This is a genomic window from Pseudomonas sp. GD03903 (assembly GCF_029840045.1).
Taxonomy (GTDB): Bacteria; Pseudomonadota; Gammaproteobacteria; order Pseudomonadales; family Pseudomonadaceae; genus Pseudomonas; species Pseudomonas pseudonitroreducens.
In genome coordinates this window covers 15,840-34,584 of record NZ_JAOCBT010000009.1, presented here as the reverse complement: position 1 = coordinate 34,584, position 18,745 = coordinate 15,840, and the positions used below count along the sequence as shown (strand labels likewise).

Here is an 18,745-nt window from a genome sequence, read left to right as displayed (position 1 = left end):
CGAAGCGATACCCAGCGATTTACCGGCAACTCCGTTGATGGGTATCGCTTCGCTCCACCCATCCTACAATGGCATTTCCATGTTTATTTCAAGGCGGGCTGGCGGCTTCAGGGTTGTAGGGCGCATAACGCGTTAGCGTTATCCGCCCTACGTATGGGCAAGGCTTGCTCAAGCGCGGCCTTCGGCTTTTTCGAACAGCTCCAGCAGGTCCGTCAGCGTGCTCTCCAGATATTCGCCCGCGCGGTAGGCCGGCTTGAGCGCATCACCGCCGGCCACCACCTCCTGCGGCCGTTCGATGAATTGTCCCACCGGCTGGAAATCGCTATCCAGCACCAGGACGACGGGAATCAGGATACGCTCCAGCGCCATGCGCTCGCGCAGGTCATCCTCGGCGCGGCCCTTGCTGATCACGGCCAGTTCCACGCGTGGCTGCAGGCGCTGCAGATGGTTCATCACGGTGACGTTGATCTGGCAATCCGGGCACCACATCTCGCCGGCGATCAGCAGGCGGTAGCGACCCTGGATGGCCTGGATGCGGCGCAGGGTATTGGCGCCGATCGTGCCGGGCTCGGCCAGTTGCTGGCGGACCTTGCGCACGCCGGCGATCTCGTCGGGCAGGCCGTGGGCGACGAAGGCATCGAAGCTTTCGCCGATGGAGAACAGTTCCTCATAGGAGGCCATGGGGGATTTCCTTGATGCGGGTGATGGCTCATCCCAGCAGAAATCCCCCGGCCGGGCAATCAGCTCTTGGCGGTCTGCGCCTTGGCTGCCGCCAGGTAGGGCGCCAGGCGGCGGCCCATTTCCTCGCCCAGTGCCTGCAGGCCGCTGAGTGGGCGGACCATCACCTCGAACTCGATGATCTTGCCGTCTTCGTCGAAGCGGATCATGTCGATGCCCTTGAGTTCCTTGCCGCTGACCGTGGCGCTGAACTCCAGCACGACGTTCAGGCCGTCGCCGGTGGCCAGTTCGCGGTGGTAGGTGAAGTTCTCGAACACCTGCAGCACGGTGTTGAGGATGGTAGAGACCACGGGTGCGCCGGGGTAGGGCGTGTGCGCCATGGGCGAGCGGAACAGCGCGTTGGGCGCCAGCAGTTGCGGCAGGTTGGAGAGGTTCTTGGCAGCCACCATCTGGTGCCAGCTGGCCAGCGAAGCGGCGGCCTTGGGGTGCAGGTTCAGTGCGGTCACGGGAGTAGCTCCTGAGCTTCTTGTTGTTCGCTCAGGACGATACGGCCGGGCCGGCGGGTCGCTCAATGATCGGAAATGACAGAAGACTGATCCTGAAGAACAGGCCTTCAGTGGGCGACCGGGCTGATCAGGTAGCTCACCAATTGTGGGTCGTCCCCCGGCTCTATGCTCTGTACCGGGCGCGGCAGGTCGGCGAACACGGCTTTCCAGAAGGCCGCCGCCACCTCGTCCTGGGCGTAGAAACGCACCAGCCAGGGGCCGGGATTGCCCAGCAGTACCTGGTTGGCCAGGGCGCGGCCGATACCCAGGCGGCGATACTTCTTCAGCACGAACAGGTCCGACAGCTCCAGCGCGTCGATGCCCGGCAGCTCGCTGCCTTCCACCAGCAGGAAGCCGGCAATGAAGCCGTCGGCGAGGATCAGGTTGGCGCTCCACTCCGGCTCGCTCCAGTAGCGCGCGAGATGCTCCTCGTGCACGTAGAAACGGCCATCGACCTCCACGTCCTCGTCTTCCCAGTCCGACGACTCGTAGGCGTAGTACTGGTAGAGATTGCGGATCAGGTCCTGGTGTTCAGGGCCGGTCTGCACCAGCTGGATGGAAAGATCATTCATGGTCGGGAGGCTCGCGGCGCGGCGGAGAGGGTGGGTGACCGCCATTGTCGCCCATTCCCGTGGCAATTCCAGTGGCAGACGGGTTTGAACCGCGCGGTGGCGGGGTGCGATGATGCAGGCGCATTTCCCTTCGAGACCCCGCCGTGCGAACCGACAGCCGCCTCTCGCGCATGCTCCACGTGCTGCTGCACATGGCCCGCGACGACCAGCCCGTGACCTCCGAGCGCATCGCCCAGATGCTCGGCACCAACCCGGCCGTGGTGCGGCGGACCATGGGCGGCCTGCGCGAAGCGGGCTACGTGCGCTCGGAGAAGGGCCATGGCGGCGGCTGGACGCTGGACTGCGACCTCGCCCAGGTCACGCTGCTGGATGTCTACCGCGCGGTGGGCAGCGAGCGGTTGTTCGCCATGGGCTTCGACAATGTGCACCCCGATTGCCTGGTGGAAAAGGTGGTCAACGCTGCGCTGCAGGACGCCATGCAGCAGGCCACCACGATCCTTCTGGAACGCCTGGGCGCGGTCTCCCTGGCCGATCTCGCCGAGCGCTTCACCGCGCTGTACCCCACAGACCGCTGACCCCGGGTCGATGAGCACCGTCCGCTGATCGGCGTTGACCCTGCGTGGGCAATCAAGTTACTTTAAAAGTAACGAAAGATTCGACACCCACCAGGAACCCACCCATGATCGATCTCCTGAACTCACCGCTGGCCGGTGCGCTGTGGACCTGCCTGGCCCTGGCCATCGCCGCGTCGGCACTGTCCATGACCGTCACCCAGACCGAACTCTTCGCTCCGTTGCGGGCCCTGGCCTGGAAGGTGCACCCGCAGGTCGGCCACCTGTTCCAGTGCTTCTACTGCTTCAGCCACTGGGTGGTGATCGCCGGCACCCTGGTCTACCGTCCGGTAGTGATCGCCAGCGGCTGGGCGCCAGTCGACTGGCTGGTGGCGACCTTCTTCACCGTCGCCCTCACCGCGATGTTCTGCGGGCTATTGTTCAAGGTGTTTCTCACGGCCATGGCCAAAGCTGTGAGCGAGCGGGAGCTGAAGAAGCTGTTCGCCGCCGACTGACCAGAAAGGACTCTGCATGACTCCCTCCGAACTGATGGCTCCATTCCACGACCCCGAAGCCGCCGCGCGCTATGCGGAAAACCCGCCGCGCTTCGTCCCCGGGCTGTTCGACCTGCATCGCATGGCGGCCATCCTGCTGGCGGAAAATGCGCCGCGCGATGGCCACCTGCTGGTGCTCGGCGCCGGCGGTGGCATGGAGCTCAAGGCTTTTGCCGAGGCCCAGCCAGCCTGGCGCTTTACCGGCGTCGACCCCTCCGCCGAAATGCTCGCGGTGGCGGCGCAGATGCTCGGGGCGAATGCCCGGCGCGCCGACCTGCTGCAGGGCTATATCGACGACGCGCCCGCGGGCCCGTTCGACGGCGGTGCCTGCCTGCTGACCCTGCACTTTCTGCCCGAGGCGGAACGCCTGCGCGTGCTGCGCGAAATTCACGCCCGGCTCAAGCCCGGGGCGGCTCTCGTCACGGCGCACCTCTGTGTGCCACAGGGTGCTGGCGAGCGGGCGCGCTGGCTGTCGCGCTATGCCGATTTCGCCGTCAGCTCGGGGATGGAACCGGTCAACGCCCAGCAGGCTCGCAGCGCCGTGGACGCGCACCTGAACATCCTCACTCCCGAGCAGGACGAAGCGCTGCTCTGGGAAGCCGGCTTCAGCCGCATCGAGGCCTTCTACGTCGGCTTCGCCTTCCGCGGCTGGGTCGCGCTCGCCTGAGTCCTCCATCTGCTAGATTGGCGTCCCGTTTCGCCGGACGTCAGTCGATGCAGATACCCGCCACCCACGTCATCCACCAGACCGAGCACTGGCTGCTCAATCACCATCTGGCTTCCGCCTTGCCGGGCTACCTGATGCTCGGTTCGCAGCAGCCGGTGGGCTCCCTGGCCGAGCTGCCGGAAGCCGCGCTGGCGGAAATGGGCGGGCTGATGGCGAAGGTGCAGCGTATCCTCGAACAGACGCTGCAACCCAAATGGCTGTACATCGGCCGCTTCGGCCACTCGCCAGGCTTGCCGATCCACTTCCATTTCATCCCGGTGTACGACTGGGTGGAGGAGTTGTTCTGGGCCGATGAGCGCTATCGCACGTTGAGCCGGTTCGCCCATATCGAGGATGCCGCCACCCAGACCGACGGCGCCGAACTGACCCTGTTCGTCTGGCGCGAATTCGGCGAAGCGCCCGTGCCGCCAGCGGTGCAGGGGCCGTCGCGCGAGCAGGTGATCGAGTTGCTACGCAGGCGCTTCAACCAGCCCCAGTGATGCCAGCAACCAGTCGTGGAACAGCCGGGCTGCCGGCGACAGCTCGCGATGGCGCAGCGACACCAGGTACTCACCGCGCGCGGTGACCATGGCCAGGTCGGTCACCCGTTGCATCTCGCCGCTGGCCACCGCTTCGTCGGCCATGAAGCCCCAGGCCAGGCCGATGCCCATGCCCTGCTGCACGGCGCGGTAGGCGAGGGTGAGCTGGTTGAACACCGGGTCGCTCTCCGCCGGCTGGTAATCCTTGCCGAAGTGGCCGAACCAGTCGTGCCAGTCCAGGCAGCTCCAGGCCGAGGTATCCAGTTGCACCAGCGGCGCGGCGGCGAGCTGCTCGAGGCTGGTGATGCGCGAGGCATCGAAGTCCGGGCGGGCGACGGGGTAGACCACCTCCGGCAGCACGAAGCGGCTGTTCAGCGTGGTCCAGTCGCCCGCGCCGTAGAGGATGCCGAGGTCGAAATCCACCAGGCTGGCTTCGTCCATCTCGTTGATCGCGTGCACATGCACGGCAATGCCGGGATGCGCCTTGTTGAACTCGATCAGCCTGGGGAACAACCAGAACTGCGCCATCGCGTGGGTCGCCAGTACCGACACGGCGTTGCTCTGGTGCACGTTGCGGATGCGCCGCACGCTGTGTTGCAAGCGCTCCAGCAGCATGTCCACGGTGTTCAGCAGCTCCGCGCCGGCTGCGGTAAGGGTGACGCCGCGCGGTTTACGCTCGAACAGCGGCACCTGGAGGCTGTCCTCCAGCGCGCGCATCTGCTTGCTCACCGCACTCTGCGTGAGGAATAGCTCGGTGGCGGCCTGGGTGAAGCTGCCGCAGCGGCCCACGGCCTCGAAGGTGATGAGGGTTTCCAGGGGCGGCAGGGTGCGCAGGTAACGGCTGATGGCGGTTCTCCGGTAGAACTCCAGGCATTCCTCCCGGGAATGCCTCGGTGCGGATTTATCCTTGGTCAGAACCTATCACAACCGCTACCGTGGCGGCTCTTTATGGGCATTCACCGAAGTATCGAGGTTGTTGGAAATGAAACGCGGGGTGGTCTATGCAGGCATGGCTGGGGCAATCTGGGGCGGGGTGATCCTGGCGCCGTCGCTGGTGCCGGAGTTCAACCCGCTGTTGATCAGCTCCGTGCGTTTCGCGCTGTATGGCGCCATCTCGTTGCTGATCGCCTTGCCGGTGGCCCTCGGCCTGCTGCGCCGGGTCAGCCGTGACGACCTTTCGATGCTGGTGCGCCTGTCCCTGGCTGGCAACCTGCTGTACTTCGCGCTGCTCTCGGCGGCGGTGCAATTCGCCGGCGTGGCGGCGGCCTCGCTGATCAACGGCATCATGCCGCTGGCGATCGCCTACCAGAGCCGTTCGGAACACGATTCGCTGCCGCTGTCGCGGATGAAGCTGCCGCTGGCCCTGGTGGCGCTGGGCATCCTCTGCATCAACCTCGACCCTTCGGCGCTGATGGCCGCCGGTAGCACGCCGGGCGAACGCATTCTCGGCATCGTCTGCGGTTTCTGTGGCGTGGCCTGCTGGTCGTGGTACGCCAGCGCCAACGCGCGCTATCTGAAGGCCAGCCACTTCAACAGCCACCAGTGGTCGACGCTGATCGGCGTGGTGACGGGCGTGATGGCCGTGGTGCTGGCGGGGGTGGGCGTGCTGATTGCGCCGCAGGCAGTGCCCACGGGGATTTCCGCGGAGCGCTGGATGGTGTTCCTGTGGGTCTCGCTGTTCCTCGCCATCTTCGGCTCGTGGGTCGCCAACGGCTTGTGGAACGCTGCGACGCGACGCCTGCCGATGAGCCTGGGTGGCCAGTTGATCGTCTTCGAGACGCTGTTCGCCTGCGCCTATGCCTACATCAACGAGCAGCGCTTGCCCGGTCCGGTGGAGGCGCTGGCAATTGTTCTGCTCACCGTTGGCGTGCTCTGGGCCATCGGTCTGCACCGCGCGCCCGCGCATGTTCCGGCCCGCGCCGTGGAGTCCTGATTCAGGCTTTCGGCGCGCCTTCCAGGCGCGGGCTCCAGTCTTCCACCGCGCCATTTTCGAGGCGCCGCGACAACGTGCGGTGCCAGTTCGACGGTAGCGGCAGCTGCAGGCACTGGCGCAGGATATCGGCGTCCACACGCTTGTCGAACAGTACCGCGCAGAGTCGTTGCAGCGACCACTCGGGATGCGGACGCTCGACCAGTTCCAGCAGCGCTCCAGCGGCCAGCGTGCCTTCCTCCAGCACCCGGTAGTACCAGCCGGTGCGCCCCGACTCCTGCACCCGCAGGGCCATCTGCGCCACGTCGAAGCGGTCATTCAGCTTCCAGCAGGGCATGCGCCCCTGGGATACCTCCAGCAACGCCGTGCCGGCGCGGATGCGGTCGCCCAGGCAAAGGTCCGCTTCCGTCCAGCCGGTCGTGCTGAAGTTCTCGCCGAAGGCGCCGGGCCGGCTCAGCAGCGGATGCGCACCCAAGTCCGCTACCCAGTCCGCGTAATGCTCGCGCGGGTAGTGGTGGATGGCTTTATCGATACCGCCGTGAACGCGCAGGTCGCCTTGCTCGTCGGTTTCCAGTCCCCGCGCGGTCACCGCCAGATTGGCGTGGCGCGGCTGTTTGGCGATGGCGCTGCGCGAGCCGGGCCGGGTGAAGGGCACGGCGTGGCCGGTGAGAAGGGCATCGAGGGAAACGGCGGACAGGCTCATGGCGGGACTCTCGGCTGCGAAATGGTATCGATCAAAAACTACCTGGACAAAATCTGTCAGGACGGTAGGCTCTGTCAAGGTTTCGATTCGATACCAGGATCCATTCCAGTCCGATTCTTCGTCGAGAGATTTCCATGCAGAAGTACCGTCTGATCATTCAGCGCCACGGCCAGTTGCTCGGCCATTTCGATTCCGACCTGCCTTGGGCGAAGGAGGCCGTGAGCAGCATTGCCAGTTGCCTGGGCGAGCTGGGTTATGGCCTGGAACTGCTGGTGGCCGACAGCGAACGCCGCCTGCTGGAAAGCTCGCCGTCGGGCATCAAGGTGCTGGCCAGCGAGCCGCTGTATCGGCCGATGCCGCTGGAAAGCCTCTGACGGGGAATTGCCCTCGCCTTAGAACGGATAACTTGGAACGGGTTATCCGTTCTACAACGGCGGACCTCCTGTCAGGGGCCGGGCACAACGTAGGATGGGTGGAGCGCAGCGATACCCATCAACGTACGCGCACCGCACAGCATGGGTATCGCTGCGCTCCACCCATCCTAGAAATGCTGTAGGAGCGAGCTTGCTCGCGAATCGCTTGACGACCAAGTCGTCGGGATAACTGTTCGCGAGCAAGCTCGCTCCTACGAGATCAAAAGCTCCTATCAGCCGAGCTTCTGTGCCAGCTCGCCGATGAACTGGCGCAGCCAGTCGTGGTGCGGTTTGTTGTGCCGGGCGATGTCCCAGAGCATGAAGCAGCGGAACGAGGGCACCGGGAAAGGCACCGGGCAGACGCTGAGGTCGGTCATGGCCGCATAGCTTTCGGCGGCGAAGCTGGGGATGGTGGCGATCACCTCGCTGCTCATCAGCGTCGTCAGCGCACCGCTGAAGTGCGTGAAGGAGGCGGTCACGCGCCGGGCGTAGCCGGCCGCCTCGAACATGTCGTCGATGAAGCCGCGCCGGCCGTCGTAGGAGACCCGTACGTGATTCGCGGCGAAGTACTCCTCTAGGCCAATCGGCTCGTGCGTCGTGCGGCCACGGGGGCGGAACAGGCAGGAGTAGGACGAGGAGAACAGCACCTGGGACGAGTAGCTGGTGTTGAAATCCTTGGGCTCGCTGCAAATCACCAGGTCCATGTCCGGGTCCTGCAGGGACTGCTTCCACAGCGAGCTGTTGCTCTGGTGGAAGGCGAAGCTGACGCCCAGGCCTTCCGCGGCGGCGGCATTGATGATGCGTGGCGCGAGGTAGGCCTCGATGTCGTCGGACAGGCCGATATTGAACACGTAGCTGGAGTCGCGCGGCGAGAATTCCGGCTCGGCGCCCAGCACCCCGGAAATCGACGTCAAAGCTTCGGCGATCTTCGGTGCCAGCTCCATCGCCTTGCGCGTGGGCTGCATGCCGGACGCCGTGCGGATGAACAGCTCATCGCCGAAGTGCTCGCGCAGCCGGCGCAGGGCCGAGCTCACCGCGCCCTGGGTCACGTGCAGCATGGCCGAGGCGCGAGTGGCGCTGCGCTCGGTCATCAGGCAGTGGAAGGTCAGCAGCAGGTTCAGGTCGATCCGCGCGATATTACGTACGTTAATCCGGCTCATATTTCCTAATCGTTTGCCCTGCGGTCGTGGGGCTTCCTAGTCTGGCGTCCACACAACCATAACAAGGGATGGAGAATCCTGTGGACGCGATTTCGCAAAGCTTGGGTGCTAGCAGTATCCATACCAGGGGTGGCCAGTCGGACATCCGCAAGCGGGCCATGGCGGTCGGCATCGGCAACTTCATGGAGTGGTTCGACTTCGCCATCTACGGCTACTTCGCCGCCGTGATCGGCATGCTGTTCTTCCCCTCCAGCGCGCCGGGCGCGTCGCTGCTGTCGTCGCTGGCGGTGTTCGCCGTGGGCTTCCTCTCGCGGCCCTTCGGTGCGCTGATCCTCGGCCCCATGGGGGACCGCTTCGGCCGCCGCGCGGTGCTGATCATCACCGTCTTCGGCATGGGCGTGTGCACCACCATCATCGGCTTGCTGCCCTCCTATGAGGCAATCGGCATCGCCGCGCCGATCCTGCTGATCGCCATGCGTTTCATCCAGGGCATGATGGTCGGTGGCGAGTGGTCCAGCGCCGGCATCTACATCGTCGAGAGCGCGCCGTCGAACCGCCGCGCCACCGCCGCCAGCGTAATCACCGGCACGGCCGGGCTGGCCTTCCTGTTCGGCACCTTCACCGCCGCGAGCATTTCCTCGGCGCTGGACGATGCGCAACTGGCCGCCTGGGGTTGGCGCCTGCCGTTCGTGGCGTCCATCGTGATGACCGGTATCGCCGTGTTCATCCGCCGCAAGCTGGGCGATACACCGGTCTACGAGGAGATGGTGCGCCAGCGTGATTCGCATCAGGTCCATGCACCGAGCAAGGCTGTGCGCCGCCGCGCCTTCGTCACGACCTTCGCTTTCTCCGCGCTGTTCGGCGTGTCGCTGTACTACTTCATCACCTACGCCAACAACCACCTGGTCAGCACCGTCGGCCTGCCGCGCAGCAGTGCCCTTTGGCTGTGCAGCATTGCGCTGGTGGTCTACGTCATCGTCAACCCGCTGATCGGCCGCCTCAGCGACAGCATCGGCCGGCGCAAGCTGCTGCTCGGCGCAGCTGCCGCGCTGACGGTGCTTGCCTATCCGATCTTCCTGCTGCTCAACACCGGCAACCCGCTGGCGATCCTCGTTGGCCTGACGGTTATGGGTGTACTGGTGGCGATCACCGCGGTGATGGACGTGGTGCTGCTGGTGGAGGTCTTCCCGGCTTCGATCCGCTCCACCGGTGCTGCGCTGGGGCACAACCTGGCGCTGGCGATTCTCGCCGGCCCCGGCCCCTTCATCGCTGCCGCGCTGATCCGCCAGACCGGCGACGCGAATCTGCCTGCGGCCTATCTCGCAGTGGTTTCCCTGGTGTGCCTGGTGGTGCTGTGGAAGACCCTGCCGGAAACCCGCGACAACGACATCAGCCGTTTCTAGTTCATTTCACCAGCAGTCAGGAGTCCCCATGACCCGTGTAGCAATCATCCAGGCCGCCGCCGTTCCCTACGAACCCATGGCCAGCGTCGAGAAGGCCGGCGGCATCCTGCGCCGCGTGGCGGAGCAGGGCGCGAAGCTGGCGGTGTTTCCCGAAGCCTTCATCGGCGGCTACCCCAAGGGCGCCAGCTTCGGCAGCGTGATCGGCAACCGCAGCGGCGCCGGGCGTGAGTTGTACCAGCGCTACGTCGAAGGCGCCGTGGCGCTCGACGGCCCCGAACTGGCGGCGTTGGCCGAGCATGTCGAACAGACCGGTGTGACCAGCGTGGTCGGCATCATCGAGCGCTTCGGCCGCACCCTGTATTGCACCGCCGTCACCCTGGTGCCGGGCCGCGGTATCGCCGGCTACCACCGCAAGCTCATGCCGACCGGCCAGGAGCGGCTGGTCTGGGGCTTCGGCGACGGTTCGACGATCGAGCCGGTGAACAGCGAGATCGGCGTGCTGGGCAGTGTGATCTGCTGGGAGAACTACATGCCGGCGCTGCGCCAGGCCATGTATGCCCAGGGCGTGGAGCTGTATTGCGCACCGACCGCCGATGATCGGCCGTCCTGGGCCAGCTCCATGCAGCACATCGCGCTGGAAGGCCGGGTATTCGTGCTCTCGGCGTGCCAGGCCATCCGCCTCGGCGAGTATCCGCAGCAGCACCGTGAGGCGTTCGGCCTGGACTTCAAGGACGACGACTACGTGATGCGTGGCGGCAGCATGATCGTCAGCCCGCTGGGCGAGGTGCTGGCCGGGCCGGTATTCGACTGCGAAACCGAGCTCTATGCCGACCTCGACATGGGCCAGCTGGCACAAGGCAATCTCGACTTCGACGCCTGTGGCCACTACGCGCGGCCGGACGTGTTCGAGCTGAAGGTGAATACCGCGCCCTTGCGCCCGGTCACTTTCGAAGGTTGACCGCCGATGCCCGGTTCCACCTGGCACCGGGCTTTCTCTGCCTCAGCGACCGACCCGTTGCTGCAGGTGTGCCGGATAGCGCTCGCCGACGATCTCGATCTGTCGCAGCGCGGCTTCGATGGCAGCAAGGTCGGTGGAGTCCAGTACCAGCGTTGCCGCGCCGAGGTTTTCCTGCAGACGCTGCAGCTTGGTGGTGCCGGGAATCGGCACGATCCAGGGTTGCTGGGCCAACAGCCAGGCAATGGCAATCTGCGCGCGGGTCGCGCCCTTGCTCTCGGCGAGGCGGCCGAGCACTTCGATCAGCCCGGCATTGGCCTTGCGGTTCTCTTCGGAGAAGCGAGGGACGATGTTGCGGAAATCGTTGGCCGAGAACTGCGTGCGCTCGTCGATGGCGCCGGTGAGGAAGCCCTTGCCCAGCGGGCTGAAGGGCACGAAGCCAATGCCCAGTTCGGCCAGTAGCGGAAGGATTTCCTTCTCCGGTTCGCGCCACCACAGTGAATACTCGCTCTGCAGCGCCGCCACCGGCTGCACCGCGTGGGCCCGGCGGATGGATTCCGGGCCCGCTTCGGAGAGGCCGAAGTGCTTGACCTTGCCCTCGCGGATCAGTTCGCCGACGGTGCCGGCGACGTCTTCCATGGGCACGTTCGGGTCGACGCGGTGCTGGTAGAACAGGTCGATACGGTCGGTCTTCAGGCGCTTGAGCGACGCCTCCGCCACGGCACGGATATTCTCCGGGCGGCTGTCCAGGCCCAGGCCGACGTCACCGCCGCTGAAACCGAACTTGGTGGCGATCACAACCTCGTCACGGACCGGCGCCAGGGCCTCGCCCAGCAGCTCTTCGTTGACGAAGGGACCGTAGGCCTCGGCGGTGTCGAAGAAGGTCACGCCGCTGTCGAAGGCGGTCCGTAACAAACGGATGCCATCGTAGCGGTCAACCGCCGGGCCATAGCCGTAGCTCAGGCCCATGCAGCCCAGGCCCAGTGCCGATACCTGCAGGCCGTTGCGGCCCAGTGTGCGCTTGTCCATCGAGGTCTCTCCAATCGAAAGTCAGTCCTGAAGCGGGAGGGGCAGAATTGCCCGGCGAAACGTCTGGAATGGACTTTACTCAAGGACTTTCGCCGTGATTAGTCAGGTAATGGCGCATTCGCCTATGAGTCTGGTTCATGGATCTTCTCAGGCGATTCATGAGCTTGCCTCATAGGTGCAAACGCGTTTCGCCTCTTAATTGCAGGTCCGGCACGGTCTAGCATGGGCCTTCCGTCAACCCGCCAAGCGGAGAACACCATGAGCGAACCAGCCTCCACGGCCCACAAGGCTTTCGGCGATATCGCCCCGGCACTGGCCGACTACACCGATCAGGTGCTGTTCGGTGATGTCTGGGAGCGCCCCGGTCTCTCGCCGCGTGACCGCAGCCTGGTCACCGTGGCCAGCCTGGTGGCGCGCTACCAGGCCAACGAGTTGTACTTCCACCTGGGCAAGGCGCTGGACAACGGCCTGACCCGGGAGCAACTGATCGAGGCCATCACCCACCTGGCTTTCTATTCCGGCTGGCCCACAGCCTCCACCGCGCTGGGCGTTGCCCGTCGCGTGTTCGCCGAGCGCGATGGCGCCTGAGGAGCATTTCATGGAATACCGTTACCTGGGACGCAGCGCCCTGAAAGTTTCGCCCCTGTGCCTGGGGGCGATGATGTTCGGCGGCGAGACCGACGAGCCGACCTCGCGGCGCATCATCGACAAGGCCTTCGAGCAGGGCGTCAACTTCATCGACACCGCTGACGTCTACCACAAGGGCCGCTCCGAGGAGGTAGTCGGCCGCGCGGTAGCCGCCCGCCGCGACGACTGGGTGATCGCCAGCAAGTTCGGCAATGCCCTGGGCGATGGCCCGAACCAGCGCGGCCAGTCGCGCAAGTGGATCTACCAGTCGGTGGAGGACAGCCTGCGGCGCCTGGGCTGCGACTACCTGGACATTCTCTACTTCCACCGCACCGACGTCGCCGCGCCGCTGGAAGAGGGCCTGCGCGCGGTGGGCGAGCTGATCCGCCAGGGCAAGGTGCGCTACTACGGCCTGTCCAATTTCCGCGGCTGGCGCATCGCCGAGGTGGTGCGCCTGGCCGACCAGCTGGGCATGGACCGGCCGATCTGCAGCGAGCCGTTGTACAACCTGGTGGACCGCACCGCCGAGGTCGAGCAATTGCCCGTCGCCGGCCATTACGGCATCGGTGTGGTGCCCTACAGTCCCCTGGCCCGTGGCGTGCTCACCGGCAAGTACCGGCCCGGCGCCGAACCACCGGCGGATTCGCGTGTCGGCCGGGGCGACAAACGCATCCAGCAGACCGAGTGGCGCCCCGAATCACTGCAGATCGCCCAGCGCATCGCAGAGCATGCCGCCGCTCGTGGCACCACGCCGGCCGCTTTCGCCCTGGCCTGGGTGCTGCACAACCCCTTGGTCAGCTCGCTCATCGCCGGGCCGCGTACCGAGGAGCACTGGGACGGCTACCTGCCGGCGCTGGACCTGCGCCTGACCGCCGAGGACGAAGCGCTGGTGGACAGCCTGGTGCCGCCCGGCCACGCCTCCACACCCGGCTACAGCGATCCTGCCTATCCCGTTGAAGGCCGCCCGGCCCGTTGAACCGACTCTTTCAATCGATCCATTCGAAGCGTCAGGAGCCATAGCGATGAAGACCCTTGGATACGCCGCGCAGAACCCGCAGGACGGGCTTGTGCCCTTTACCTTCGAGCGCCGTTCGCTGCGCGACAACGATGTGGCAATGGACGTCCTCTACTGCGGCGTCTGCCACTCCGACCTGCACCAGGCCCGTAATGACTGGGGCTTCAGCCGCTATCCGATGGTGCCGGGGCACGAGATCGTCGGCCGGGTCACCGCCGTCGGGCCGAAGGTGACCCGCTACCAGGTCGGCGACGCCGTGGCGGTGGGCTGCATGGTGGATTCCTGCCAGGTATGCGACCAGTGCCGCAAGGGTGAGGAGCAGCTGTGCCGCGAAGGCAATACCCAGACCTACAACGACCGTGACCGCATGACCCGCGAAGCGACCCAGGGCGGCTATTCCAAGCACCTGGTGGTGCGCGAAGAGTTCGTCCTGCGGGTGCCGGATGGCCTGGACCTGAGCAAGGCGGCGCCGCTGCTGTGTGCCGGCATCACCACCTATTCGCCGCTGCGCACCTGGAACGTCGGGCCGGGCAGCCGCGTGGGCGTGGTCGGTCTCGGCGGGCTGGGGCACATGGCGGTGAAGCTGGCGGTCGGCCTGGGCGCCAGCGTGACCGTCGTGAGTCGCACCGCGGACAAGCGCAACGATGCGCTGGAGCTGGGCGCCGACACGTTGCTGGTGTCTGCCGATGCGCAGGCGATGAAGGCTGCGGCCAACAGCTTCGACCTGATCATCGATACCGTGCCGGTGAAGCATGACCTCAAGCCCTACCTGCCGCTGCTCGACGTGGACGGCACCCTGGTGCTGGTGGGGCAGGTCGGCCCGGTGGACGAGATCAGCACCGTGCCGCTGCTGCTGGGCCGCCGGCGCATTGCCGGCTCGCCTATCGGCGGCATCAACGAGACCCAGGAGATGCTCGATTTCTGTGGCAGGAAGGGCATCCTGCCGGAGTGCGAGATGATCCGCATGGACGAGATCAACCATGCCTTCGAGCGCATGGAACGCTCCGACGTGCGTTACCGCTTCGTCATCGACCTGGCCACGCTGTCCTGAGACGTTACTGACGGGGCACGCCGGGCGCACTCTGCGCCCGGCTTTCACGGCTGGTGGCGCAGCGCGTCGACCAGCACCGAGAAGGCCCGGGACTTCTGCCGTCGGCTCGGATAGTAGAGGTGATAGCCGGGGAAGGTCGGGCACCAGTCTTCCAGCACCTTCGCCAGGCGCCCGGCAGCGACGTGTTCGCTGACCATGTCGTCGGGGAGATAGGCCAGGCCGAAGCCATCCAGGGCCGCGCGCAGGATGTGCGGGCTGCTGTTGAAGGTCAGTTGCCCCTCGACGCGGGCCTTCACCTCGTGACCGTCCTTGCTGAATTCCCAGGCCATCAGCCCGCCGTAGGTCGGCAGGCGCAGGTTCAGGCAGTCGTGGCCAGCCAGTGCCGGCACATCGCCGGGTTGGCCCTTGCGTGCGAGATAGCCGGGGCTCGCGACCACTGTCATGCGCAGGTCCGGGGCGATGCGCACGGCAATCATGTCCTTGGCCACCTGATCGCCCAGGCGCACACCGGCGTCGAAGCGTTCGGCAGCGATGTCGGTAAGGCCGTAGTCGATGCTGACTTCGACCTTGATGTCCGGATACTCCGGCAGCACTTGCGCCAGCTTCGGCCAGAGCACAGTACTGGCGGCGTGTTCGGCGGCGGTGATGCGCAGGGTGCCGACCGGCTTGTCGCGGAAGTCGCTGAGGGCCGCCAGCTCCGCCTCGATTTCCTCGAAGCGCGGCGCCAGGGTCTGCATCAGCCGCTCGCCGGCCTCGGTGGGGGAGACGCTGCGGGTCGTGCGGCTGAGCAGGCGCAGGCCCAGGCGGCTTTCCAGGGCGCGGATGGTGTGGCTCAGCGCCGACTGGGAAACGCCCAGTTGCGCCGCCGCCTTGGTGAAGCTGCCCTCGCGCGCCACGGTAACGAAGGCGATCAGGTCGTTGAAGTTTTCCCTTGGCATTTCGGCTCCGCTGCATCGGGCGCGGCAGACACCGCACCCGCTGCAGTGTATCCGAGTCGCGTGGCCGGCCGCTGCGCCTACAGCGTGACCACCACCTTGCCGAATTGCTGGTTGGATTCCAGATAGCGGTAGGCCTCGACGATCTCGTCGAAAGCGAAGGTGCGGGCGAGCACCGGGCGCAGCGAACCATCGGCAAGGCCGGCGAGAATGAAGTCCTTGGCCTCCTGCAGGCGCAGCGGATCCTCGAGCACTTCGTAGACCCGGTAGCCACGCAGGTGCAACGAGCGACTGAGCACCTCGAACAGCGGGAAAGGTGTGGGTTCGGGGCTCAGGCCGCCGTACTCGATGAGGATGCCGCCTTCGGCCATCGCAGCGGTCAGCGCTTCGAAGATCGGCCCGCCCACCGGGTCGAACACCACCCGCGCGCCGGCCTGGCCGGTGATCTCGAGCAGGCGCGAGCGCAGGTTCTCCTCCTCGCTGGCGATGACCTCGGCGGCCCCGGCCTGCAGCAGGGCTTCGCGTTTGCTCGCGGTGCGCGTCACGGCGATCGGCAGCGCGCCTACGCGCCGGGCGATCTGGATGGCCGCCAGGCCAACGCTGCTGGATGCGGCGGTGATGACGACGAAATCCCCCGCTCGCAGCCCGGCCACCTGGACCAGCGCACCGAAAGCGGTGAGGTATTGCATCCAGGTTGCGGCGGCATCGCTCCAGGTTTGCCCCGACGGGTTCCTGACCAGGCGTGCTTGCGGCACCACCAGGTACTCGGCGTGGGTCGGTTGTTCCTGCATCGAGGTCGGAGGCAGGACGCTCACCGCATCCCCTGGTGCGAACCCACGCACCTCGCTGCCCACGGCCTCTACCAGCCCGCTGGCCTCGAGGCCGAGGCCGGAGGGCAGTTGAGGGCTTTCGATGTAGCGGTCGGTGCGCAGCAACACTTCGGCGCGGTTCAGCCCCAGCGCCTTGACCCGGATGCTCACCTCGTCCGGCCCGGGCGGGCGAACCCCGATCGGCTCGATGTTCAGGACCTCAGGGCCGCCAATCCGATGAAAACGAACGGCACGTGCCGTGGCTCTTTCCATGTGTAGCTCCAATACGAAAGTGATTCGACGTAAAGCCACTATCAATGATGGGATTTACCCAATAAATGGCGTATAGAAACGCTCAGTCGGAATCAGGAGTTTCGAATGGACCGCTTGACCAGCATGGGAGTCTTCGTTCGCGCGGTGGACCTCGGGTCGTTCGCAGCGGCGGCGGATGCCCTGGAAATGTCCGCGCCGATGGTAGGCAAGCACGTGCGCTTTCTCGAAGAACGCCTGGGTGCGCAGTTGCTGCTGCGCAGCACGCGCCGGCAGAGCCTGACCGAAGCGGGGCGGATCTACTACGAGCGCTGTCGTGCGCTGCTCGCCGATGCCGAGGCGGCGGATATCCTCGCCGCCGGCGAGGTGGCCGAGCCGCGCGGCCGGCTGCGAGTAGCCCTGCCGGTGCATTTCGGCCGCCGTTGCGTGGCGCCGGTATTGCTGGACCTGGCCCAGCGCTATCCGCTGCTGGAACTGGACCTGCGCTTCAGCGATCGTCTGACAGACCTTGCGGATGAGCAGATCGACCTGGCCATCCGCACCGGCGAGCCCGAGCCAAGGGCGGGCATCATTGCCCGGCGCATCGGCCGGCAGCGCATGGTGGTCTGCGCTGCGCCAGCCTACCTGGCGGCGCATGGCCGGCCGGACAGCATCCAGGCGCTGGCCCTTCACCAGGTCCTGGTCTATCACCGTTCCGGACGGATAAACCCCTGGTTGTTCCCCGCTGAAGGAGCGGCGCCCGTGGAGTTCCTTCCCAGCTCGCGGCTGCGCTTCGATGACCTGGCGGCCATCGCCGACGCAGCGCTGCGCGGCATGGGGTTGGCGTGGTTACCCTTCTGGCTGGTGCGGGACGTCATCGAGGCAGGCGCGCTGGAGGCGTTGCTGCCGCAGCAGCCGGGCTTCCTGTATGACGTGCATGCGACCTGGCTGCAGAGCGCTCAGCTGCCGCGCAAGGTGCGCCTGGCGATCGATGCGCTGATCGCGGCGATACCCGGCCTGGTGATGCCGGCGGCGGAGTAGGGCGGCCGTGACGGCCGCCCGGGCGTGTCAGCGTGCCGGTGTCAGCTGCAGCACACGGTCGCGGCCGCCTTCGGCGAGCAGGTAGCCGCCCTTGCCATCGGGCACGATGGATTGCGGCGCCTTGAGGAAGGACAGGATGGCGCGTGGTTCGCCCTTGCCGTCCCACAGCAGCAGGCGCGCGCGGTGCGTGGAATCCTCGCTGATCCACAGGCCGCGGGCGTCGCACATCAGGAAGGTGGGCTGGTTGAGGCCGGCGAGCAGCACGGGGTCCTTGCCGTCGTCGCTGAAGCGGTGGATCACACCTTTCTTCTTCTCGGTGTAGAGCAGGCTGCCGTCGGTGCAGCGGGTGATCGACTCGGTTTCCCGCAAGTGCTCGCGCAGCACGGTCAACTCGCCATCGCTCCAGCGGTAGCGCAGCAACCGGCCGTTCTCTCTGTTGTCCTCGATGGCGTAGAGGTAGTCGCCGTCGTCCCACAGGCCCTGAACCGAATTGCCGGTGAACAGGTCGCTGACCTTGCCGTCCTTGAGCAACTGCACCGGGCGGTTGGCGGTTTCCTGGCTGAACACCCAGCCGCCGCGGGCGGCGATCATGCCGTCGGGCTTGGACAGGCCGTCGATCATCACCCGGCGTTTACCGTCGGCGGCGATGTGCAGAATGTTGCCCTTGTCGTTCTTCAGCTCCTGGCTGACCAGCAGGCCGCCATCGGGCAGTGGCACCAGCGAGGCGGCCTTTTGCACATCCTCGTGGATGACGTCATAGGACCAGCCGTCGGCGCTCTGCACCGGGTAGAAGTCCTGCCAGATGAAGAAGCCGATGGCGCAGGCGACGAGCAGGGCGAGGGTAGTCAGGGCTGCGCGGAATACCGAACGACCGGGCGAGCGTGGGGAAGGCTGCGGCATGTATCGATCGCCAAAACAGGGGGTGGGAAAGCGCTGGTGGGGTTTCCTGGCGAATGACCTGCCTTCAGGCATCCAGCGTGCGATCAGGGAGTTAACCAGACAGTTCAGGCGGGGGCCAGCGCTGCAGCGAGGGAACGGCATCACGCTGCTGAATGCCAGATCATGCCGGCTGGCTGGGCGTTCGCCAGAAATGTGCTGTCAGCGGACAGCCATCTGGTACGGACGTGTCGCTAAAAGACAGGATCAGCCTGGGAACACGCGACTGTTCGCCGCGTTTGAACAGATTTCCCATGAATGCGGGAGGAATGGGAAGAAACGCTGATGGCAATTGGCCTACAATTCCTGGGTCCTTTGCTGAGGACAATCCAGACGGCTGTTAC

At 65.9% G+C, this 18,745-nt stretch carries 22 protein-coding genes; 12 read left to right on the top strand and 10 right to left on the bottom strand.

What is annotated here, in order from left to right:
- Positions 1-168 precede the first annotated feature (168 nt).
- From N5C91_RS15955 to N5C91_RS15945, 3 genes are all read right to left on the bottom strand, one after another.
- The gene (locus N5C91_RS15955; protein WP_279830428.1) at positions 169-681 is read right to left on the bottom strand and encodes a thioredoxin family protein; all 513 of its coding nucleotides are present in this window, start codon (positions 679-681) and stop codon (positions 169-171) included.
- A 59-nt stretch (positions 682-740) separates the two neighbouring features.
- On the bottom strand, positions 741-1,184 hold the full coding sequence (locus N5C91_RS15950; RefSeq protein WP_279830426.1) for a nuclear transport factor 2 family protein: 444 nt from the start codon (positions 1,182-1,184) through the stop codon (positions 741-743).
- Between the two features lie 107 nt (positions 1,185-1,291).
- The gene (locus N5C91_RS15945) at positions 1,292-1,795 is read right to left on the bottom strand and encodes a GNAT family N-acetyltransferase (protein WP_236174093.1); all 504 of its coding nucleotides are present in this window, start codon (positions 1,793-1,795) and stop codon (positions 1,292-1,294) included.
- A 143-nt stretch (positions 1,796-1,938) separates the two neighbouring features.
- On the opposite strand from N5C91_RS15945, the gene N5C91_RS15940 reads away from it, so the two are divergent.
- The 4 genes from N5C91_RS15940 to N5C91_RS15925 all read left to right on the top strand — a co-directional run bounded on the left by N5C91_RS15940 (position 1,939) and on the right by N5C91_RS15925 (position 4,106).
- A complete protein-coding gene (locus N5C91_RS15940; protein ID WP_236200956.1) occupies positions 1,939-2,370 on the top strand; it encodes an Rrf2 family transcriptional regulator in 432 nt (143 codons plus the stop codon).
- A 104-nt stretch (positions 2,371-2,474) separates the two neighbouring features.
- Complete coding sequence (locus N5C91_RS15935; RefSeq protein WP_236174091.1) at positions 2,475-2,861, top strand: DUF1360 domain-containing protein; 387 nt, start codon at positions 2,475-2,477, stop codon at positions 2,859-2,861.
- Positions 2,862-2,877: 16 nt separating this feature from the next.
- The gene (locus tag N5C91_RS15930; RefSeq protein WP_236174090.1) at positions 2,878-3,567 is read left to right on the top strand and encodes a class I SAM-dependent methyltransferase; all 690 of its coding nucleotides are present in this window, start codon (positions 2,878-2,880) and stop codon (positions 3,565-3,567) included.
- Positions 3,568-3,614: 47 nt separating this feature from the next.
- The gene (locus N5C91_RS15925) at positions 3,615-4,106 is read left to right on the top strand and encodes an HIT family protein (RefSeq protein WP_279830420.1); all 492 of its coding nucleotides are present in this window, start codon (positions 3,615-3,617) and stop codon (positions 4,104-4,106) included.
- Here N5C91_RS15925 and N5C91_RS15920 read toward each other — a convergent pair.
- A complete protein-coding gene (locus N5C91_RS15920; protein ID WP_276574823.1) occupies positions 4,077-4,991 on the bottom strand; it encodes a LysR substrate-binding domain-containing protein in 915 nt (304 codons plus the stop codon). The genes N5C91_RS15925 and N5C91_RS15920 overlap by 30 nt on opposite strands.
- A gap of 136 nt (positions 4,992-5,127) precedes the next feature.
- On the opposite strand from N5C91_RS15920, the gene N5C91_RS15915 reads away from it, so the two are divergent.
- Positions 5,128-6,078 carry a DMT family transporter gene (locus N5C91_RS15915; protein ID WP_279830418.1) on the top strand — a complete coding sequence of 317 codons (951 nt, stop codon included), beginning with the start codon at positions 5,128-5,130 and terminating at the stop codon, positions 6,076-6,078.
- Position 6,079: 1 nt separating this feature from the next.
- Here the strand turns inward: N5C91_RS15915 and N5C91_RS15910 are convergent, their stop codons facing one another.
- Positions 6,080-6,778 (bottom strand): MOSC domain-containing protein, encoded by a 699-nt coding sequence (locus N5C91_RS15910; protein WP_279830417.1) that lies wholly within the window; start codon positions 6,776-6,778, stop codon positions 6,080-6,082.
- A 134-nt stretch (positions 6,779-6,912) separates the two neighbouring features.
- On the opposite strand from N5C91_RS15910, the gene N5C91_RS15905 reads away from it, so the two are divergent.
- Positions 6,913-7,152, top strand: coding sequence for a cytoplasmic protein (locus N5C91_RS15905; protein WP_236174085.1), 240 nt, complete (start codon positions 6,913-6,915; stop codon positions 7,150-7,152).
- A 272-nt stretch (positions 7,153-7,424) separates the two neighbouring features.
- On the opposite strand, the gene N5C91_RS15900 is transcribed toward N5C91_RS15905, so the two are convergent.
- A complete protein-coding gene (locus N5C91_RS15900; protein ID WP_236174084.1) occupies positions 7,425-8,351 on the bottom strand; it encodes a LysR family transcriptional regulator in 927 nt (308 codons plus the stop codon).
- A 158-nt stretch (positions 8,352-8,509) separates the two neighbouring features.
- Here N5C91_RS15900 and N5C91_RS15895 point away from each other — a divergent pair, with 158 nt between their 5' ends.
- Positions 8,510-9,754 carry an MFS transporter gene (locus N5C91_RS15895; RefSeq protein ID WP_279830416.1) on the top strand — a complete coding sequence of 415 codons (1,245 nt, stop codon included), beginning with the start codon at positions 8,510-8,512 and terminating at the stop codon, positions 9,752-9,754.
- 28 nt (positions 9,755-9,782) lie between these two features.
- A complete protein-coding gene (locus N5C91_RS15890; RefSeq protein WP_279830415.1) occupies positions 9,783-10,712 on the top strand; it encodes a carbon-nitrogen hydrolase family protein in 930 nt (309 codons plus the stop codon).
- A 42-nt stretch (positions 10,713-10,754) separates the two neighbouring features.
- On the opposite strand, the gene N5C91_RS15885 is transcribed toward N5C91_RS15890, so the two are convergent.
- Positions 10,755-11,738 (bottom strand): aldo/keto reductase, encoded by a 984-nt coding sequence (locus N5C91_RS15885; RefSeq protein WP_279830414.1) that lies wholly within the window; start codon positions 11,736-11,738, stop codon positions 10,755-10,757.
- Between the two features lie 258 nt (positions 11,739-11,996).
- On the opposite strand from N5C91_RS15885, the gene N5C91_RS15880 reads away from it, so the two are divergent.
- Genes N5C91_RS15880 through N5C91_RS15870 form a run of 3 tightly spaced genes read left to right on the top strand, consistent with a single transcriptional unit; the run spans position 11,997 to position 14,431 of the window.
- Complete coding sequence (locus N5C91_RS15880) at positions 11,997-12,326, top strand: carboxymuconolactone decarboxylase family protein (RefSeq protein ID WP_279830413.1); 330 nt, start codon at positions 11,997-11,999, stop codon at positions 12,324-12,326.
- Between the two features lie 10 nt (positions 12,327-12,336).
- On the top strand, positions 12,337-13,341 hold the full coding sequence (locus N5C91_RS15875; RefSeq protein ID WP_279830412.1) for an aldo/keto reductase: 1,005 nt from the start codon (positions 12,337-12,339) through the stop codon (positions 13,339-13,341).
- A gap of 46 nt (positions 13,342-13,387) precedes the next feature.
- On the top strand, positions 13,388-14,431 hold the full coding sequence (locus N5C91_RS15870; RefSeq protein WP_279830411.1) for an NAD(P)-dependent alcohol dehydrogenase: 1,044 nt from the start codon (positions 13,388-13,390) through the stop codon (positions 14,429-14,431).
- A gap of 44 nt (positions 14,432-14,475) precedes the next feature.
- Here N5C91_RS15870 and N5C91_RS15865 read toward each other — a convergent pair whose 3' ends face one another.
- Together N5C91_RS15865 and N5C91_RS15860 are read right to left on the bottom strand one after the other, a co-directional pair.
- Positions 14,476-15,369, bottom strand: coding sequence for a LysR family transcriptional regulator (locus N5C91_RS15865; protein WP_279830410.1), 894 nt, complete (start codon positions 15,367-15,369; stop codon positions 14,476-14,478).
- A 77-nt stretch (positions 15,370-15,446) separates the two neighbouring features.
- Positions 15,447-16,448 (bottom strand): zinc-dependent alcohol dehydrogenase family protein, encoded by a 1,002-nt coding sequence (locus N5C91_RS15860; protein WP_279830409.1) that lies wholly within the window; start codon positions 16,446-16,448, stop codon positions 15,447-15,449.
- A gap of 105 nt (positions 16,449-16,553) precedes the next feature.
- Here N5C91_RS15860 and N5C91_RS15855 point away from each other — a divergent pair, with 105 nt between their 5' ends.
- Positions 16,554-17,465: a LysR family transcriptional regulator gene (locus N5C91_RS15855; RefSeq protein WP_279830408.1), complete on the top strand. Its 912-nt coding sequence runs from the start codon at positions 16,554-16,556 to the stop codon at positions 17,463-17,465.
- A 27-nt stretch (positions 17,466-17,492) separates the two neighbouring features.
- On the opposite strand, the gene N5C91_RS15850 is transcribed toward N5C91_RS15855, so the two are convergent.
- Positions 17,493-18,365 carry a hypothetical protein gene (locus N5C91_RS15850; protein WP_279830407.1) on the bottom strand — a complete coding sequence of 291 codons (873 nt, stop codon included), beginning with the start codon at positions 18,363-18,365 and terminating at the stop codon, positions 17,493-17,495.
- Positions 18,366-18,745 lie beyond the last annotated feature (380 nt).

What these genes read in the sequence shown, in the direction of transcription:
- N5C91_RS15915 (WP_279830418.1), top strand. Translation starts at nt 5,128, where the DNA reads ATGAAACGCGGGGTGGTCTATGCAGGCATGGCTGGGGCAATCTGGGGC.
- N5C91_RS15955 (WP_279830428.1), bottom strand. Translation starts at nt 681, where the DNA reads ATGGCCTCCTATGAGGAACTGTTCTCCATCGGCGAAAGCTTCGATGCC.
- N5C91_RS15925 (WP_279830420.1), top strand. Translation starts at nt 3,615, where the DNA reads ATGCAGATACCCGCCACCCACGTCATCCACCAGACCGAGCACTGGCTG.
- N5C91_RS15870 (WP_279830411.1), top strand. Translation starts at nt 13,388, where the DNA reads ATGAAGACCCTTGGATACGCCGCGCAGAACCCGCAGGACGGGCTTGTG.
- N5C91_RS15860 (WP_279830409.1), bottom strand. Translation starts at nt 16,448, where the DNA reads ATGGAAAGAGCCACGGCACGTGCCGTTCGTTTTCATCGGATTGGCGGC.
- N5C91_RS15875 (WP_279830412.1), top strand. Translation starts at nt 12,337, where the DNA reads ATGGAATACCGTTACCTGGGACGCAGCGCCCTGAAAGTTTCGCCCCTG.
- N5C91_RS15905 (WP_236174085.1), top strand. Translation starts at nt 6,913, where the DNA reads ATGCAGAAGTACCGTCTGATCATTCAGCGCCACGGCCAGTTGCTCGGC.
- N5C91_RS15890 (WP_279830415.1), top strand. Translation starts at nt 9,783, where the DNA reads ATGACCCGTGTAGCAATCATCCAGGCCGCCGCCGTTCCCTACGAACCC.
- N5C91_RS15900 (WP_236174084.1), bottom strand. Translation starts at nt 8,351, where the DNA reads ATGAGCCGGATTAACGTACGTAATATCGCGCGGATCGACCTGAACCTG.
- N5C91_RS15885 (WP_279830414.1), bottom strand. Translation starts at nt 11,738, where the DNA reads ATGGACAAGCGCACACTGGGCCGCAACGGCCTGCAGGTATCGGCACTG.
- N5C91_RS15865 (WP_279830410.1), bottom strand. Translation starts at nt 15,369, where the DNA reads ATGCCAAGGGAAAACTTCAACGACCTGATCGCCTTCGTTACCGTGGCG.
- N5C91_RS15910 (WP_279830417.1), bottom strand. Translation starts at nt 6,778, where the DNA reads ATGAGCCTGTCCGCCGTTTCCCTCGATGCCCTTCTCACCGGCCACGCC.
- N5C91_RS15880 (WP_279830413.1), top strand. Translation starts at nt 11,997, where the DNA reads ATGAGCGAACCAGCCTCCACGGCCCACAAGGCTTTCGGCGATATCGCC.
- N5C91_RS15945 (WP_236174093.1), bottom strand. Translation starts at nt 1,795, where the DNA reads ATGAATGATCTTTCCATCCAGCTGGTGCAGACCGGCCCTGAACACCAG.
- N5C91_RS15895 (WP_279830416.1), top strand. Translation starts at nt 8,510, where the DNA reads ATGGCGGTCGGCATCGGCAACTTCATGGAGTGGTTCGACTTCGCCATC.
- N5C91_RS15935 (WP_236174091.1), top strand. Translation starts at nt 2,475, where the DNA reads ATGATCGATCTCCTGAACTCACCGCTGGCCGGTGCGCTGTGGACCTGC.
- N5C91_RS15930 (WP_236174090.1), top strand. Translation starts at nt 2,878, where the DNA reads ATGACTCCCTCCGAACTGATGGCTCCATTCCACGACCCCGAAGCCGCC.
- N5C91_RS15850 (WP_279830407.1), bottom strand. Translation starts at nt 18,365, where the DNA reads ATGCCGCAGCCTTCCCCACGCTCGCCCGGTCGTTCGGTATTCCGCGCA.
- N5C91_RS15855 (WP_279830408.1), top strand. Translation starts at nt 16,554, where the DNA reads ATGGACCGCTTGACCAGCATGGGAGTCTTCGTTCGCGCGGTGGACCTC.